Annotated in this window: 13 protein-coding genes; 3 read left to right on the forward strand and 10 right to left on the reverse strand. The window is 40.6% G+C overall.

Going from position 1 to position 15,316, the window contains the following annotated elements:
• Nucleotides 1–53: 53 nt before the first annotated feature.
• The 4 genes from HWV02_RS13795 to HWV02_RS13810 are packed head-to-tail and all read right to left on the reverse strand — an operon-like array spanning nt 54 to nt 4,372.
• Nucleotides 54–1,208, reverse strand: coding sequence for a dihydrolipoamide acetyltransferase family protein (locus HWV02_RS13795; RefSeq protein ID WP_211688255.1), 1,155 nt, complete (start codon nt 1,206–1,208; stop codon nt 54–56).
• Entirely contained in the window at nt 1,208–2,185 is a 978-nt protein-coding gene (locus HWV02_RS13800; RefSeq protein ID WP_211676362.1) for an alpha-ketoacid dehydrogenase subunit beta, read from the reverse strand. Before HWV02_RS13800 ends, HWV02_RS13795 begins: the two co-directional genes overlap by 1 nt.
• The gene (gene pdhA, locus HWV02_RS13805; protein ID WP_211688257.1) at nt 2,182–3,288 is read right to left on the reverse strand and encodes a pyruvate dehydrogenase (acetyl-transferring) E1 component subunit alpha; all 1,107 of its coding nucleotides are present in this window, start codon (nt 3,286–3,288) and stop codon (nt 2,182–2,184) included. Before pdhA ends, HWV02_RS13800 begins: the two co-directional genes overlap by 4 nt.
• Nucleotides 3,281–4,372: a Glu/Leu/Phe/Val dehydrogenase dimerization domain-containing protein gene (locus HWV02_RS13810; RefSeq protein ID WP_211676364.1), complete on the reverse strand. Its 1,092-nt coding sequence runs from the start codon at nt 4,370–4,372 to the stop codon at nt 3,281–3,283. Before HWV02_RS13810 ends, pdhA begins: the two co-directional genes overlap by 8 nt.
• 794 nt (nt 4,373–5,166) lie before the next feature.
• Between HWV02_RS13810 and HWV02_RS13815 the strand changes: the two genes are divergently transcribed.
• On the forward strand, nt 5,167–5,532 hold the full coding sequence (locus HWV02_RS13815; protein ID WP_211688259.1) for a hypothetical protein: 366 nt from the start codon (nt 5,167–5,169) through the stop codon (nt 5,530–5,532).
• A gap of 309 nt (nt 5,533–5,841) precedes the next feature.
• Here HWV02_RS13815 and rarD read toward each other — a convergent pair whose 3' ends face one another.
• Nucleotides 5,842–6,705: an EamA family transporter RarD gene (gene rarD, locus HWV02_RS13820; RefSeq protein ID WP_255550341.1), complete on the reverse strand. Its 864-nt coding sequence runs from the start codon at nt 6,703–6,705 to the stop codon at nt 5,842–5,844.
• Nucleotides 6,706–7,099: 394 nt separating this feature from the next.
• On the opposite strand from rarD, the gene HWV02_RS13825 reads away from it, so the two are divergent.
• Entirely contained in the window at nt 7,100–8,434 is a 1,335-nt protein-coding gene (locus HWV02_RS13825; RefSeq protein WP_211676367.1) for a sodium-dependent transporter, read from the forward strand.
• Between the two features lie 87 nt (nt 8,435–8,521).
• On the opposite strand, the gene HWV02_RS13830 is transcribed toward HWV02_RS13825, so the two are convergent.
• The 5 genes from HWV02_RS13830 to HWV02_RS13850 all read right to left on the reverse strand — a co-directional run bounded on the left by HWV02_RS13830 (nt 8,522) and on the right by HWV02_RS13850 (nt 13,565).
• Nucleotides 8,522–10,195, reverse strand: coding sequence for an AMP-binding protein (locus tag HWV02_RS13830; RefSeq protein ID WP_211688260.1), 1,674 nt, complete (start codon nt 10,193–10,195; stop codon nt 8,522–8,524).
• A 69-nt stretch (nt 10,196–10,264) separates the two neighbouring features.
• Nucleotides 10,265–11,248 carry an acyltransferase gene (locus tag HWV02_RS13835; RefSeq protein WP_211676369.1) on the reverse strand — a complete coding sequence of 328 codons (984 nt, stop codon included), beginning with the start codon at nt 11,246–11,248 and terminating at the stop codon, nt 10,265–10,267.
• Between the two features lie 89 nt (nt 11,249–11,337).
• The gene (locus tag HWV02_RS13840) at nt 11,338–11,994 is read right to left on the reverse strand and encodes a LysE family translocator (protein WP_211688262.1); all 657 of its coding nucleotides are present in this window, start codon (nt 11,992–11,994) and stop codon (nt 11,338–11,340) included.
• A 94-nt stretch (nt 11,995–12,088) separates the two neighbouring features.
• Nucleotides 12,089–12,493: a DUF3568 domain-containing protein gene (locus HWV02_RS13845; protein ID WP_211688264.1), complete on the reverse strand. Its 405-nt coding sequence runs from the start codon at nt 12,491–12,493 to the stop codon at nt 12,089–12,091.
• A 142-nt stretch (nt 12,494–12,635) separates the two neighbouring features.
• Entirely contained in the window at nt 12,636–13,565 is a 930-nt protein-coding gene (locus tag HWV02_RS13850; protein WP_211688265.1) for a porin, read from the reverse strand.
• A 434-nt stretch (nt 13,566–13,999) separates the two neighbouring features.
• Between HWV02_RS13850 and HWV02_RS13855 the strand changes: the two genes are divergently transcribed.
• The gene (locus HWV02_RS13855; protein WP_211688267.1) at nt 14,000–15,292 is read left to right on the forward strand and encodes an extracellular solute-binding protein; all 1,293 of its coding nucleotides are present in this window, start codon (nt 14,000–14,002) and stop codon (nt 15,290–15,292) included.
• Nucleotides 15,293–15,316 lie beyond the last annotated feature (24 nt).

Consider the following 15,316-nt stretch of genomic DNA (forward strand, 5'->3'; position numbering starts at 1 on the left):
TCTCCACTCCATTCGGTACTGTGATAAAGATGGCTATCACTTGGTTATTGGTATTAACTATCCAACGCTAGATCGGCCATTAACACAGCTAAAAAACGCGCGGCTTCACCACCTGTAATAGAACGATGGTCAAAGGTTAAAGACAAGGGTAATAAGGTATGCTCAACAATATCGCCCTTCCCATCACCCGGTTTCATGTAAGCCAACTGCTGAAATAAGCGCCCTGTCCCTAAGATTGCCACAGTAGGAGGCATGACAATCGGGTTAGCATATTTACCCACCATACTGCCAAAGTTAGATAAGGTGATGGTATTACCGCGTAAATCATCCGCCGCTATTTTGCGTTGTGATACCAATTCTTTGATGGTATTAATTTTGTCGCGCATCGCCTCAGCGCTATAGCTTTGTGCATCTCTGATCACGGGCACAAATAAACCATCTTGAGTATCAACAGCCAAACCTAGGTGCATCGATTTAATAATACGACGACCAATCGAATGACTGTCATACCAAGCATTCAATGTTGGTTCAGCTTCGCAGGCGAGCGCCATTGCACGAATCAGTCGGACTGTGATATCACCTTGAGTAAACCAAGTCGTAATATTTGCATCATCATGTATTGTCACTGGCACCACTTCAGCATGTGCTTGCGTCATCGCCTTCGCCATACTGCGACGCACACCTTTCAATGGCACTAACTCACCTACGTCCGCAAATATTTTGACTACACGCTCTACATCTGCGGCTGTAATAGTACCGTGCGCACCAGACGGGGTCACAATTGCTAAATCAATATTATATCTATGTGCTAACGCCCGTACTGCAGGGGTTGCTTTCACTCCAATACTGTTCCCCGATACCGATTGCGCGGTCTCTTTTAACTTAGTGTCGGATGTATGTAATTCACCCACCACAGATGTCGACGCTTTAGGCTGTTCAGTTTTCTCCTCAGCTTTACTCGATAATGTCACGCCCTCTTCTGAGAACTCAACAAGCGGATCACCAGTATGAATAATGTCACCGCTTTGCCCATACAGTTTCACGACGGTAGCGGACTCTGGACACGGGATCTCAACAATCGCCTTTGCCGTTTCCATCGACACCATTAACTGGTCTGCCGTCACCACATCACCGGGATTTATAAACCATTCAACAATTTCAGCTTCGGGCAGTCCTTCCCCTAGATCAGGTAATTTGAATATATGCATCAGAACTCCATGACGTTATTTACCGTGGAAATAATTCTCTCAACGCTTGGCATATAATATTTTTCCATTTTAGCCAGTGGCATAATGGTGTCATAACCACTTACTCTCATGACGGGTGCCAATAACGTCATCAGCCCTTCCTCCGCAATAATGGCTGCAATTTCTGACGCAACACCACCACTGCGCGCTGCTTCTGATACGATCACACAGCGGCCAGTTTTTTCAATTGAGCTTAATATCGTGGTTTTATCAATCGGTTTAATCGTGGCAAGATCGATAACTTCAGCAGATATATTGCGTTCTGCTAGCTGATCCGCAGCCTGCAACGTTTCATATAACATCGCCCCCCAACTAATTAAGGTCACATCCGAACCTTCACGCAAGGTAAAACACACATCTAACGGCAGTGCTTTACCGTTGTTTTCGACAGATTCAGTTTGTAATCGATAAATACGTTTCGGTTCTAAAAACACCACAGGATCGGGATCGCGGATAGCAGATAGCAATAAACCATAGGCACGTCCAGGTGAAGATGGGATTACCACGCGAATACCTGGAAGATGCGCAAAGATAGCTTCAGTACTTTCACTGTGATGCTCTGGCGCATGGATCCCACCGCCATAAGGCGCACGCAATACCATGGGACAAGTTAAACGGCCACGCGTACGATTGCGCATTCTCCCTGCGTGACATAAAAACTGATCAAACGCGGCATAAATAAAGCCCATAAATTGGATTTCGATTACGGGTTTCATGCCTTGTACCGCTAAACCGATCGCCATTCCGCTAATGAGTGATTCCGCTAATGGGGTATCAATGACGCGTTCACGGCCAAACTCAGACTGTAGTCCTTCCGTCGCGCGAAACACACCACCATTAGCACCAATATCCTCACCCAGTAAGATGACATTTTTATCTTCTGCCATTGCATCAAACAAGGCGTTATTGACTGCATCAATGAGAGTCATGTCTTTCATTCTTCATCTCCCTGCAAATTTGTGTTTCTTACTTGCTCTAATTGATCTAAATAATGGTCGGGCAAGGTTTCATACAAATATTCAAACATCGATGTTGGCGACGCGGGGGAAATAGCAAGATAACGCGCCACAGCAGCGTCAATTTCGTCACTGCACTCTTTTTCTAGCTGCTCGATGTCTGTGTTATCAATAATCAATTCATCTAGGAGTAGACTTCGTAATCGCGTCATGGGTTCTTTCTGCCAAGCCTCCCCGACGTTATCTTCATCACGATATCTAGACGCATCATCGGCGGTAGTATGGTCGGATAAACGATAAGAAATGGTTTCAATCAGATGAGGGCCTTGGCCTTCTCTAGCTCTGTCGATAGCGTCCTTAATTTTGATATAACAAGCAATAACATCATTGCCATCAACTTGTTCGCAACTGATACCGCCTGCAATGGCTTTTTGCGCTAGGGTTGCACAACTCGATTGGTCATCCCGCGGCAAAGAAATAGCCCATTGATTATTGTTGATAATAAACACGACAGGGAGCTGCCACACGCCTGCAGCATTAATGGATTCATAAAAATCACCTTTGGATGTTGCCCCGTCACCACAAACAACAACAGCAACACGTGGCTCTTTCCGTAATTTCATCGCATAACTGATACCAATAGCATGACAACATTGGCTCGCAATTGGGATGGTACAAGGCATATCCTCTCGCGGCCCCTGAAAGTCCATGCCACGTTCATCACCACCCCAATACATCAAGATCTCTTCCGGTTTTACGCCTCGAATAAGAACCGCGGCCGTTTCGCGGTAAGCTTGAATAAACACATCTTCTTTACGCATCGCTTTACCAATTGCGGCGCCGACCGCTTCTTGACCAAGGCATGAGGCATAAGTACCAAGACGCCCAGTACGTTGCAGCGCAATTGCTTTGCAATCAAAAGTACGGGTAAATAACATCCAACGGTAAAGTTCAACAAGTAATTCACTGCTCACGCCCGCGATAGAAATCTGTTGCAACGATTCTGATAGTCTGCCTGTTTCATCCAGATATTGGGTATAACCGACGCGGAATATATTTTCAGCCTTGACCGTATTTTTATTCATAATTAGCTCCTGCGAATGGTCCCGTTAGTATCTTTTCAGCTAAACCATTGGCAACATCAACCGTCGACCTATTTTGTTGCTCTGCTTGGGTAAATATATCCAGTAATGTGTCATACAACGCAGCCACTTTATGCTGCATCACATCGGGTTTATTTAAGTAGGTAATTTGCAATACCCCACCAGAATTAATGACATAATCAGGCGCATATAAAATCCCCTTTGCTGCCAACGCATCAATCATACTGCGGCTTTGTAATTGGTTGTTTGCAGAACCTGCAACGATAGAGGTATTTAATCGGGCGATAGAACTCGTATTAATGACTTGACCTAATGCACACGGTGAAAAGACATCACAATTAACAGCATAGAGCGCGTCACCAGCCACAACATCAACGTCAAATTCATGAATAAGTCGCTGTGTTGCCTGCTTATTTGGATCGGCGACGGTTAACCTAGCGCCATCATTATGCAGTAGCTTAGCTAATGCATAACCCACATTACCTACCCCTTGAATAGCAATATGAAGACCCGTAAGCGACTCCTGTTGTAGCTTAAACTTCACTGCTGCTTTTATACCGTAATAAACGCCTTTCGCCGTATGGGGTGATGGATCTCCCGAGGCTAATCCTGCGGTTGTGGTACACATAACATGCTTGGTTTGGCTGGCGATAATATCCATATCATCAATCGTCGTACCACTGTCCATTGCCGTAATATAGCGACCATTTAAACTTTCGACAAAGCGGCCAAACGACGTAAATAACGCCTTACGATCCGTTAAATGTGCAGGTTTTAAAATAACCGCTTTCCCCCCACCAAAAGGCAGTCGGTTGATTGCTGTTTTATAACTCATGCCAGCCGCTAAGCAGCATGCATCTTTAACTGCAGCTTGCGTTGAAGGGTAATTAATCATTCGACAGCCACCGATAGCAGGGCCTAATTGAGTACTATGAATGGCGATGATTGCTTGTAATTGTGTTTCTGGGTCTCGCCAGAAGTGCACATCGCTGAATGGGTATTGTTCAGCCATGTCAAATAGATCGGTCGATGCTCCCGACTCTCTCGATTCAATGTAGCTTGCCATAAGCGGTTCTCCAACCTTGGGTTACAGATACCCTGAAGACGCACAGTTATTTACATTTAAGTCATTGGGTATGCAGGAGGTTACTCTATGATAACTATAGACACGATACGCAACACTGCCCATTAGCAAACCCGTTATCGTGACTAACAACACGTCAGCGGTGAGAGTCTGAAAAATGAGCTAAGGACATCTCAAGCAGCAGCGGAAGGTTTATCTATTTTGTAACTCACTTATGCCCCGAAATGCGTTAGTGCTGTTGCTCAACCGCTGTGATCACCAAGCGACTCACCTTCGAGACTCCAGAAGCGAGTGCATTTATGGATCTGCTCCGGTAACAGTAAATTAACTCACCATGCGCACGAATAATGTTCCTATTATTGCAAAGCTTTATGCAGATAAAAGATATATCAGTAAAGCGCTAATGTCAGACGTTGCTAAGCGGACTCGTTGAGTGACATGTATCGTGTTAACCCAGTTCTAAGTTAAACAGGCATCACATTCTGATAGCTACTTTTTAGCATAGCTTTACAGCTACTTAGTCGCATGATTAGATTAAGTTTATTGTAAATCAAGCTTTAGAAAAAGGAGAAGTATGTAATTAAACTTACAACCTAATTATTATCATCGGTTACCTAGCCTGAGTGTTACCACAGGAAGTGAAAATACAGGTCTGTCAGCTCAGTAGTGCACACAAACTAGTGCATTTTAATCCCAAATATCGGCTAAAGTTAGCCGCTTAAAACGAGTGAAATCTGGAACTTATTCCATTTAAAATAAAATTATCAAGGATGAACATGAAAACTTTAAAAACATTAAAAACATTGGCTGTATGTGCTGCTTTATTATCCCCTTTTTCTGCAAATGCATTTGATAGTGAACTAGAATTCCAAGGCTGCATTAAACAATCGCTGGAAGAATATCATGATAATCTAACTGAAATATGCAGCGATTATTGCCCCGAAGACGAGCAAAAAGCATTCACAAATGTAAGCGAAGTTCTACATAATAACTTTTTCAATGATTTGTTTATTTTTAAAAAGGTGCACAAAATTTTCGATGCAGAATATGTGTTTATGTGGGGAGTAGAATCAGGGCTAAACACAATAAATGCTGAAATCATAGCTAACTGGGCAGTTAGAGAATGTGGTGTTCAATACTAATTTATGATTAAATAAAATATATTGGCTTATCTATTCTTAGCATTCTGGTCCAAGGGTTAAGGACAATTTTATTACGGAAAAGTAACTTTTCAGCAATCAGTTTTAAACGCTGAATTCCAACTGATGATCAAAGGCTTGCCATACTTCAGCTGGGTCTTTTCCGATTTGTTGAGCTTAGTTTTTAACGCGCCAACTCCCCTTGGGCTTTTATATGCAAAAAATAGAGTTGCAAGTCTGGCACGCTTCTGTCCAAATATGGCTTAGATCAACCCATTCCTAATTTGCGCATTCATTATTTCCAATATCGTACTAACCGCGTCGTTTATAACTATCCACAGCAATTAATACCAAGGCAAGCATAATAGCCCCATAGATCGGCCATTGGATTAGTTCAATGCGCTCACCAAGTAATAAGCCAACACAAAAAACTAATGTCGGCTCTAAATAAGTCAATAAACCAAACAGGCTAAGTGGGAGCATTTGTGAGGCGTATAAAAATAATAGCATCGGTAGTGTACCTGTAATCGCGAGTCCTAAATAATAAGCCCAAGACCAGACGTCGATTTGTAGCCAATCATTAAAAGGTTGTAAATAAAGCATACCAAGCAGTGCAACTGGCAGTAAAAAAATGTTGTCTAAGGTGAATACCAGATCGCTCGCCATTGGATAACGTCGGCGATTCATAAAGTACAGCGGATAACCTAAAGCAATCACAAACACAATCCAAGAGATGCCATCAGCAATGACATAGGCATAAACAACACCACAAGCAGCAATCGTGCATGCGAGTAACTGTGCACGGGTTAATTGCTCACCATAAACAAAATAACCAACCGCAACTAAGATCAGAGGTAGCGCAAAATAGCCTAATGCCACAGACAGTATTTCACCCTGTAGCGGCGCCCAGATAAAAATCCAAAACTGTGGCGCAATTAAACAAGCAGAAAGTAAAAATCGCGGCCATAACCGCCACTGTTTTAATTGTTCCCACAACAATGATATTCGCCCTACTACGATTAAACCCAATAACATAATGACGGCACTCCACAACACTCTTTGCCCGGCTAGCCAATGACCAGCGCCTCCGGCAACACCTGTTTCTGGCCAGTTTGGTTGGAACTGTACATACAAGGGCAGCAATGCAAATAAACAAGAAGCCATTATTGAAGCCATTAATCCTTTTTTTTGAGCGGAAAAATGGCATGTTTTACTATTAAGTTTGGAGAAAATCATAGGTTATCAAATTCAACTGGTTAGAGAATGAGAGTAAGAGCCGAGACAACACCACGGCAGGCCACTGAAGTTTTATATATTGAATATAAAGATTCAGATGAGTCAGATAAGCTTAATATTAATAAATTGATTAAATTATAAACTGATGACACACGAATAAATGAAACATATGCCCTTCGGGCTTTTAATAATACGATAAAACTGTTCTACTTGTCACCAATACAATTGAAATCTAATTTTGACCATGTGTACACAAAGGTTTACACCACGATGGGCCATGTACACAATTCTCAAAATTAACCACTTACTCGGCAAGAAATACGTTGGAATAAAAATGGCAACAGGTTCAAGAGCACAATTTTCGTCTCGATTTGGCTTCATCATGGCAGCAGCAGGTTCAGCAGTCGGTGTCGGTAATATTTGGGGTTTCCCTACACAAGCAGCGAGTAACGGCGGGGCTGTATTTTTACTTGTTTACTTATTAATGGTGTTTATTCTAGCTTACCCATTACTCGTGGCAGAGCTAACCATCGGTCGTCACGGTCAAGCCAACCCTATCAAATCACTCCAATCTATTTGGCCAAAACAAAAAATGGCGGCTGCAGGTTTAGGTATAGCAGGTATGGTTGCGGTATCAATGATCTTAAGCTTTTACGCAATTGTTGCGGGCTGGTTATTAGGTTCATTACTTTCTCCACTGTTTACACTTATCGGTCTTGATACTGCAGCTGAATGGGTTGATTCGTTTGGCACAGCGCGTAACTTGGTAATGATGGTTATCTTTATGTTAATGACTATCAACGTTGTTAAAAGCGGCGTTACCGACGGTATCGAACGCTGGTCTTCACGTTTAATGCCATTACTGTTCATCTTATTTGGTTTGCTGACAGCTTATATCTTAACACTCGATGGCGCGAGTGAAGGTCTTGAAATGTATCTTATTCCCGACTTCTCACACCTAAGTTCAGACTTAATGATCAGTGCGATGGGTCAAGCCTTCTTCTCATTATCATTGGGCGTATGTGCGATGATGGTATATGGTTCATATTTAAGTAAAGATACCAACATTCCAAAAACAGCCGTGCAAGTCGCATTGCTCGATACTGGTGTTGCATTTGGTGCGGGCCTACTGATTTTACCTGCGATGTTCGTGGCACAGAAAAATGGCGTTGAAATTTATGATGCTGCCGGAGCCCTGCTTAGCTCTGATACGTTAGTGTTTAATGTATTACCTGCAATGTTTGATACCATGGGTACGATGGGCATTGTTATCAGCATTTTGTTCTTTGTATTAATGCTTATTGCCGCCCTAACGTCATCAATCGCAATGTTAGAAGTACCTGTATCGTGCGCAACTGAAGAATTGAAAAAGGACCGCTCTACAGTCGTTTGGTGGATCGGCGGTATTATTACGTTGATTTCAACAGTGATTATCTTTAATTTTGGTGATTTGTTTGGCTTAGTGATCACAGCAACAACCGTTTATGCACAACCAATTCTTTCGCTAATCTTCGCATTGTTAGTGGGTTGGATATGGCGTCGTGACCAACTACTTGCCGAAATTAAACAAGGCAGTACAGAGCTCGAAGATAGTTTATTTTGGAAAATATGGCCTTGGTATGTACGTATTGTTTGCCCTGTACTCATCATTCTAGTGCTAGCATCTTAATCATTATCAACTTCTGACTTAATACGTAAAAAGATGATAAAAAGGCGGCTACTTCCTATTGTAATAATAGTGACATGGCCGCCATTTTCAATAATTAAACCGCACCGCAGTATAAATTAATTCAAGCTCTTCGATACTACACGTTTGCCAGTTATCAGGTAGTTCGTTACCCAAACAATGCTCTAGCTCTACAGATAAATAAACAAATGACAGAGAGTCTGCATTTAAATCATTAAAACTATCACTTAACGCTAATTCTTTTAATCCTAAAGCCGCCATAAATAGACAAGAGATACTGTCCCATTCTTTTGTATCCAATTCTAGAATGGTCACGATGGTATTAAGCAAGCGTTGTAAAAAACCGATGCTGTGTTTCTTATAAACTTGCTGCTCAATAGTACGTAAATCATATTTACCATTTTCGAGTAGTGGAAGCGATTGAAACGTAGAGATCATAAATTTATCACGTGGCAACGCATAAGCGTCACTTAAGCGAGTGAGCAGTGCTTTACTCTCAGCAGTATTTAACACTTTACCCTGCCCACTTTGAGCGTTTTCTAACGCAATAATAATTGTTTCATCATTCCCGGTCACCGCACTGTGCGGATACAGCTTTTTGACAAAGCTTTGGACATCATCAAGATTAATTCGTAGCCCAAACAACTTAACAAAGCGCTTAGTCCGACCAATAAGATAAAAAAGACTATGCTGTGTTCGGCAAGCAATATCTCCCGTAAACAACATAGAGGGGGTCGCATCGATAGCTAAATCATCAATCGACCTAGCATAACCCATCATCACATTTTCACCTCGATAAACCAACTCCCCTGGTGTATCTAGCGCATTGATCTTTTGTCCCTCATCATCAACAATAAATAATTCCCCCTGAGGAATAGAACGGCCAATGGAACCAGGGAAGTCCACCGTTAAGTCAGGTGGAAGATACGATATTCTTGGTGATGCTTCTGTTTGCCCATACATGACAAAAAATTCAATACCATTTACCTGCGCTTGCAAAGCATATTCCTTAACTAAAAAATCCTCTAACTTACCACCAGCCTGAGTAACATAACGTAAACTTGGATAACAACTAAAATCAAAATTGGTTTTTAATAAAACTTCAAATGTATAGGGCACACCCGCAAAACTGGTCGCAGAATAAGTGACTAAATCATCCCAAAACTCCGTATCCAATACACCTTGCTGACTAAACACAGTGCATGCGCCAACTTGTAGATGCGTATGTAGAATTGATAAACCATAAGAGTAATGTAGCTTTAAGTGCGCTAACGCAATATCCTCTTCATTTAAATGAAGATATTCGACAATAGATTCGGCATTTGACTGCAAATTTTTCGAACTTAACTTAACAAACTTAGGCGTACCAGTGGTACCCGAAGTAGATAACAACAAGGTTAAATCAGTATGTAAAAGATAAACAAGGTGTGAATGATGGTGAGTATGCCCAGACGCATCTATAAGTAGGTTCGGTTGGTAATAATTGATGAGTTGCGCAGACTTTTCACTTTTAAAATCATCTGCGAGATAGATAACTTTATTACTCCTTAAACATGCTAAATAACAAATCACCGACTTAATCGTATTTTTTGATTCTATAAACACTAATTCTTTATGGCAACCAAGTTTCTTCGCTAAAATATCAACTTGATCATCAAGCTCACAATAAGTGACTTGTTCACTACTTTTAGCATCAATCAACGCAATGTTATTTTTGAATCGTCGTAAATCATTAAAAAACATAGCGCCCCCCTTTCGATTGACGTAAATAACAATTAATAGACTCCATCCGTATTAGTCATAACCACAGGGCTATAAACCAACAAACATTTTCGATTTTTCCTTTAAAATCAGTTTAATGATAACAAAAGACAATAACGACAATAATATTGTGATTGAGAAACTGGCCGATGCCGCAATAATTCCGCTCACTTCAGTATTAAAGTGTTTATACAAAATTCTAATCACACCAATAAAATAGCCATGCACAAAAAACAGATAAAAGCTCAAATGAGCAAACATATTTAACCACCTATTCTTCTTCGATAGATGGCGTTTAGAGCAGGCGATCAAAATCACAGACAAGCTCATTTTCCACAGTAAATCAACCGACGAACTAAACGCAGAAAACCAAGAGCTAGAAAGATAAATAACGATATAACCAACTAAAATATAACTACTATATTCTACTAGCACTTCATAAATACGCGGCCGCAGCCAAAGTACCATGCCCAGTAAATAAGCAGGCAAAAAATACACGCTCCATATCAAATTATTCTCACTAAAATACGGTCGACCAAACCATAAAGCAGGCACTAATGACACGATAAAAAACGCCTCTAACAAACACTTATTTTTGATATAAATAATAACCGGACTCAGAAGATAAAATGGAATAATCATCGGAATAAACCATAACGTGACAAGGTGCGAACCCGAAGCCATTAAGTACAAATATTGGTAGGCTAGATTTAAGCTACGAAACCAATCCATATCAATCCAAAAATGGGTACTTTTAAGGCCTGTCATATAAATTAAGATAGCGGGAAGTGAGACGAAAAAGTAAGGGACAATGATCACCTTAAATTTATGTTTTAGAAATTCAAGGTAATCAAAGTTAGCTGATAAAGCCGAAAATAAATAGCCCGCAACAACGACAAATAATACTGTCGAGTTTTCGAGTAACAAACCAATGCCGAACAATATCACAGAATCATCATTGTCGATCGTGCCAATGGCATGAATCAACATAATGAGTAGAATAGCAATCCCTCTGTAGTTATTGATAAATTGCATTATTGGCCCTTATCTCACCAGTAAGTAACTTACTGGTTTTTAATTATAGCCAATATGGTATAAACAGCAAAATCGGAAATTGTACGAAATTAGCCTTGTTTACTCATCGCTAATTTAACACCGAAAAACAGAAACAAACCACCTGTGAGTTTCGTTAAATAAGTCGTTAAATAAGTCGTTAATCGCTGATTATGTTTAACCTTACCGCTAATCGACGATGATGACCAAGCTAAAATATGACACCAGATCATAGCGTTAATATTAAAAATAACCCCAAGAAAAATAAATGACATCGCTTTATCTGGGTAATCCATGGCAATAAATTGCGGGACAAAAGCTAAAAAGAACAAGGCTACTTTGGGATTTAACACATTGGTTAAAAAACCTTGAAAGAAGATATTTGATAACGGTGTATTTTTATTTTCGGCACTAGCTTCAATATCAGCATTAGCGACTTTATTCTTTGATAACAGCATACTGAAACCAATATATAGCAAATAAATACAGCCAATTACTTTAACAACAGTAAATGCCATCGCCGATGTGGCTAAAATAGCCGACAGGCCAAACGCAGCTGCAAGAATATGTACCAAGGTGCCAGCACCAATACCAAATGCACCGACAGAACCTGCACGGAAACCTTGGCCTACGCTACGGCCAATAACATATAAAGAATCAGGACCAGGGATCAAGTTTAACATGATACCTGATACCACAAATAACCACAGTTCTGTTACTCCGAACATACTACAACTCCCTCTTTGTTATCGACTATCAATTGGTTTTGTATTTATCTGTAAATACAAAAAGACAGCGTCCGATTGTAGCATGTGACGAGGTTTACTGGTTATTCAATTCGCATTCCACATTAAGTTCCTTACAGATTCTAAATACTCCCTCTAGAACACGACTGACGCCATTATTAACACTCGCATCAGCACTGATTGTCAGCTGAGAAATATTGCTATTAATTTTCGCGACTTTAAGAGTGGCTGCGGTATCCGCCTGGCGAATATCTAGCAGCATTGCAGAATCGTCCTGATTCTCAATCTCTACGTCAGGATTACTATTCAAAATATTAAGAGCGGCATTATAAACGTTATTCGCAGATGCCTTAATATCGACAGTTGCGACTTCATGGTTTTGACTCTTGTAATACATAACGGCACCAACAGTCGCGACACCCAGCCCTGCACAACCAGAAATTAATGTCGTAAAGAATAAAATGATGAGACTTTTTTTCATGGTAAAGGCCTTGTGATTTAGTGTATTAATTTATAAAAGGCTCTGTTCCCCGAGATGTCAACTGTACTTAATAAGTGTCATCAATCATCAGGAGGAACAGAGCCATTTTACTTAAGTTTAAACTTGAATTAATAAGTCTGCATTAGAAAGAATAACGCGCACCCAACATGAATTCATCTGCATTGCTGCCCCCAGCTGAAGTATCCGTGCTTAGTGCGACTTTGTAGCCAGTATATAGCGCTAAGTCACCAATATAACGGCCATATTCAAATGCTACGAAATTAATATATTGATTGGGCGCATTGTCAGCACTTAAATAATTATACGAAACACTCACCTTATTTTCACCGAAGTCATAAGATGCAAATGCATCAACGGCATCGAAGTCTGCACCATTTATAGTTCCTTGCTGTACTAAGCCTGAAAGTAAAAAACTATCTTTAGTATAACGAGCACCAAGCATGTATACATCTGATGATGGGTTATACATATTTGATTCTGTACCCGCATAACCAGCGCTAACTTCAATATCTTCGCGTAGTTGATAAGCAAGCATCACGCCGCCGCCACTTACATTTCCTCTTAGGTTAGCTGATGCATTGAATTTAAAATCACCTTTGGTCAGGCTATAAAGAACTGTATCTTCAGCCCTATCGTCACTTGCTACAATGCCAGTGTTTGTATAACCACTAAAAATTTCAGCCATGTCGGTAAAATCAGTTAGATATGTAACAGCATTATCTTGCGTACCATATGTTAACGTTCCGTAAGCAGTTTCTGCACCAACATATGCATAACGTGTATAATCGCTAATATGATCAGATGAAGACTGTGTTCCTGTAGACTCAAATTCCAATTTACCAACCGCCTTGATAGAACCATTAATTTGGTGCTTACCTTGACCATTCAAACGAACACGTAAATTATCTTCATAAGTACTATCAACAAGCCCTCCCCATCCTTCAACTCGCCCACCAAAAGAAAAATCATCGGTGTCTATCGTATCAGCAAGAGCTGACGTAGATACAAGTGTTGCCAATGTGAAAGATAGTGCTTTATTTGTGTTGTTCATGAACAATCCTATTATTACTTAAGTCGATGCTTAAATTGATAGTAAAAGTGATAAATGGCTAAGACGGTAGTGAAGCTGACGGCTAAATCCCTTAAAGAATTCGCATCAACAAAGCACTGTATGCCTTTGAAAAATGTGAAGATAGTCAATATTACAAATCGACTCAAGAGTATTTACTCTTCATGACCATAATTTACCTTGCTTACTCTTCATGACCATAATTTACCTTGTTTACTATTCATACATTAACCCATTGGATACAACTTAATCAGTGGCACACAATAGTTCAATACATATCATCACATCGTCATTTATCAGCATCGAATTACCGACGTCACATTACCGAAACAAAAGTGCAACATAACCGTCATCATTTGTCCCTAATATAGGCATCTCATTTACAGGTATTAACTAGATAATCATTAAGGATTGAGATGAAAAAGCGATTGATAATCGGAATTTTGGCTTCTTTACTATCAAACACAAGCATGGCAGAGACCAACATTACCTGGTGGCATGCAATGAGTGGTCAACTTGGTGAAACAGTAAATACAATTGCTCGTGACTTTAACGCGTCTCAGGACGAATACAAAATCAAGCCCGTATACAAAGGGTCGTATGTTGAAACCCTCACAGCAGGTATTGCGGCGTACAGAGCCAATAAAGCGCCTAATATTCTACAAGTTGCAGATGTCGGCGCCGCAACAATCATTAATGCGCCAGGAGTGGCAAAACCAGTAGAAGATATTCTGGTTGAATCTGGTTATGCATTTAACAATCAAGACTATATTCCTGGCGTCCGTAACTTTTACGCCGACAGTAACGGTAAAATGATTGGAATGCCTTTTAACAGTTCAACACCCGTCCTTTATTACAATAAAGACATTCTAGATAAAGTGGGAGTTGACGCCCCTAAAACTTATGAAGACATGGAACAAGTCGCTAAGAAGTTAAAAGCACAAGGTTACGCCACGTTTTCACAATCGCTGACACCTTGGATCATGTTCGAAAATTTCAAGTCTCGTCATAACTTGCCCGTCGCGAATAAAAATAATGGCTTTGATGCACCTGCAAGCAAACTTATGATCAATACGCCTGATATGCAGATGCACTTTAACAAATTAAAAGAATGGTCTGACAACGGCTATTACAAATATTACGGCTCAGATTGGGATGCAAACCAAATACCGTTTGAAAAGCAGCAAGTAGCCATGTGGATGGGGTCATCTGGCTCATTTGGTGGTTTACGAAATCGGGTTGACTTTAAGTTAGGCACAACCTACCTACCGTATTGGAAATCAATTAATAAAGATGCGGGTCGTACGTTTATTGGTGGTGCGGCTTTATTCGCTATTGATGGTAAACCGAAGAAAGAACAGCAAGCTGCAGCCGCATTCTTTAGTTTCTTAACCAGTCCTGAAACACAAATGTTTTGGCATAAGTCAACGGGTTACGTAACCGTAACAAAAGCGGCTTATGCGCTAACCAAAAAATCAGGTTACTACCAAGAACAACCAGATGCAGAAGTGGGCGTTAAACAACTTAGCCTAGCCGGTGGTGAATGGACACGAGGGTACCGTTTAGGTTTCTACTCACAAATCCAAGAAGTCATGCATCGTGAATTTGATAACGTATTTGCTAACCGTATTTCTGTAGAAGACGCGCTCAGCAATATTGATAAAAAAAGCCAAGTTATCTTAAGCCGTTTCGCTCGAACTGTACGATAACCTATTACTGACTGTAGCTCACAT

Origin of the sequence: Moritella sp. 28 (assembly GCF_018219435.1) — a bacterium.
Classification (GTDB): domain Bacteria; phylum Pseudomonadota; class Gammaproteobacteria; order Enterobacterales; family Moritellaceae; genus Moritella.

Bases quoted from the DNA above. Each gene is read 5' to 3' on its own strand.
- HWV02_RS13795 (WP_211688255.1), bottom strand. From the start codon at position 1,208: ATGCATATATTCAAATTACCTGATCTAGGGGAAGGACTGCCCGAAGCT.
- HWV02_RS13800 (WP_211676362.1), bottom strand. From the start codon at position 2,185: ATGAAAGACATGACTCTCATTGATGCAGTCAATAACGCCTTGTTTGAT.
- pdhA (WP_211688257.1), bottom strand. From the start codon at position 3,288: ATGAATAAAAATACGGTCAAGGCTGAAAATATATTCCGCGTCGGTTAT.
- HWV02_RS13810 (WP_211676364.1), bottom strand. From the start codon at position 4,372: ATGGCAAGCTACATTGAATCGAGAGAGTCGGGAGCATCGACCGATCTA.
- HWV02_RS13815 (WP_211688259.1), top strand. From the start codon at position 5,167: ATGAAAACTTTAAAAACATTAAAAACATTGGCTGTATGTGCTGCTTTA.
- rarD (WP_255550341.1), bottom strand. From the start codon at position 6,705: ATGGCTTCAATAATGGCTTCTTGTTTATTTGCATTGCTGCCCTTGTAT.
- HWV02_RS13825 (WP_211676367.1), top strand. From the start codon at position 7,100: ATGGCAACAGGTTCAAGAGCACAATTTTCGTCTCGATTTGGCTTCATC.
- HWV02_RS13830 (WP_211688260.1), bottom strand. From the start codon at position 10,195: ATGTTTTTTAATGATTTACGACGATTCAAAAATAACATTGCGTTGATT.
- HWV02_RS13835 (WP_211676369.1), bottom strand. From the start codon at position 11,248: ATGCAATTTATCAATAACTACAGAGGGATTGCTATTCTACTCATTATG.
- HWV02_RS13840 (WP_211688262.1), bottom strand. From the start codon at position 11,994: ATGTTCGGAGTAACAGAACTGTGGTTATTTGTGGTATCAGGTATCATG.
- HWV02_RS13845 (WP_211688264.1), bottom strand. From the start codon at position 12,493: ATGAAAAAAAGTCTCATCATTTTATTCTTTACGACATTAATTTCTGGT.
- HWV02_RS13850 (WP_211688265.1), bottom strand. From the start codon at position 13,565: ATGAACAACACAAATAAAGCACTATCTTTCACATTGGCAACACTTGTA.
- HWV02_RS13855 (WP_211688267.1), top strand. From the start codon at position 14,000: ATGAAAAAGCGATTGATAATCGGAATTTTGGCTTCTTTACTATCAAAC.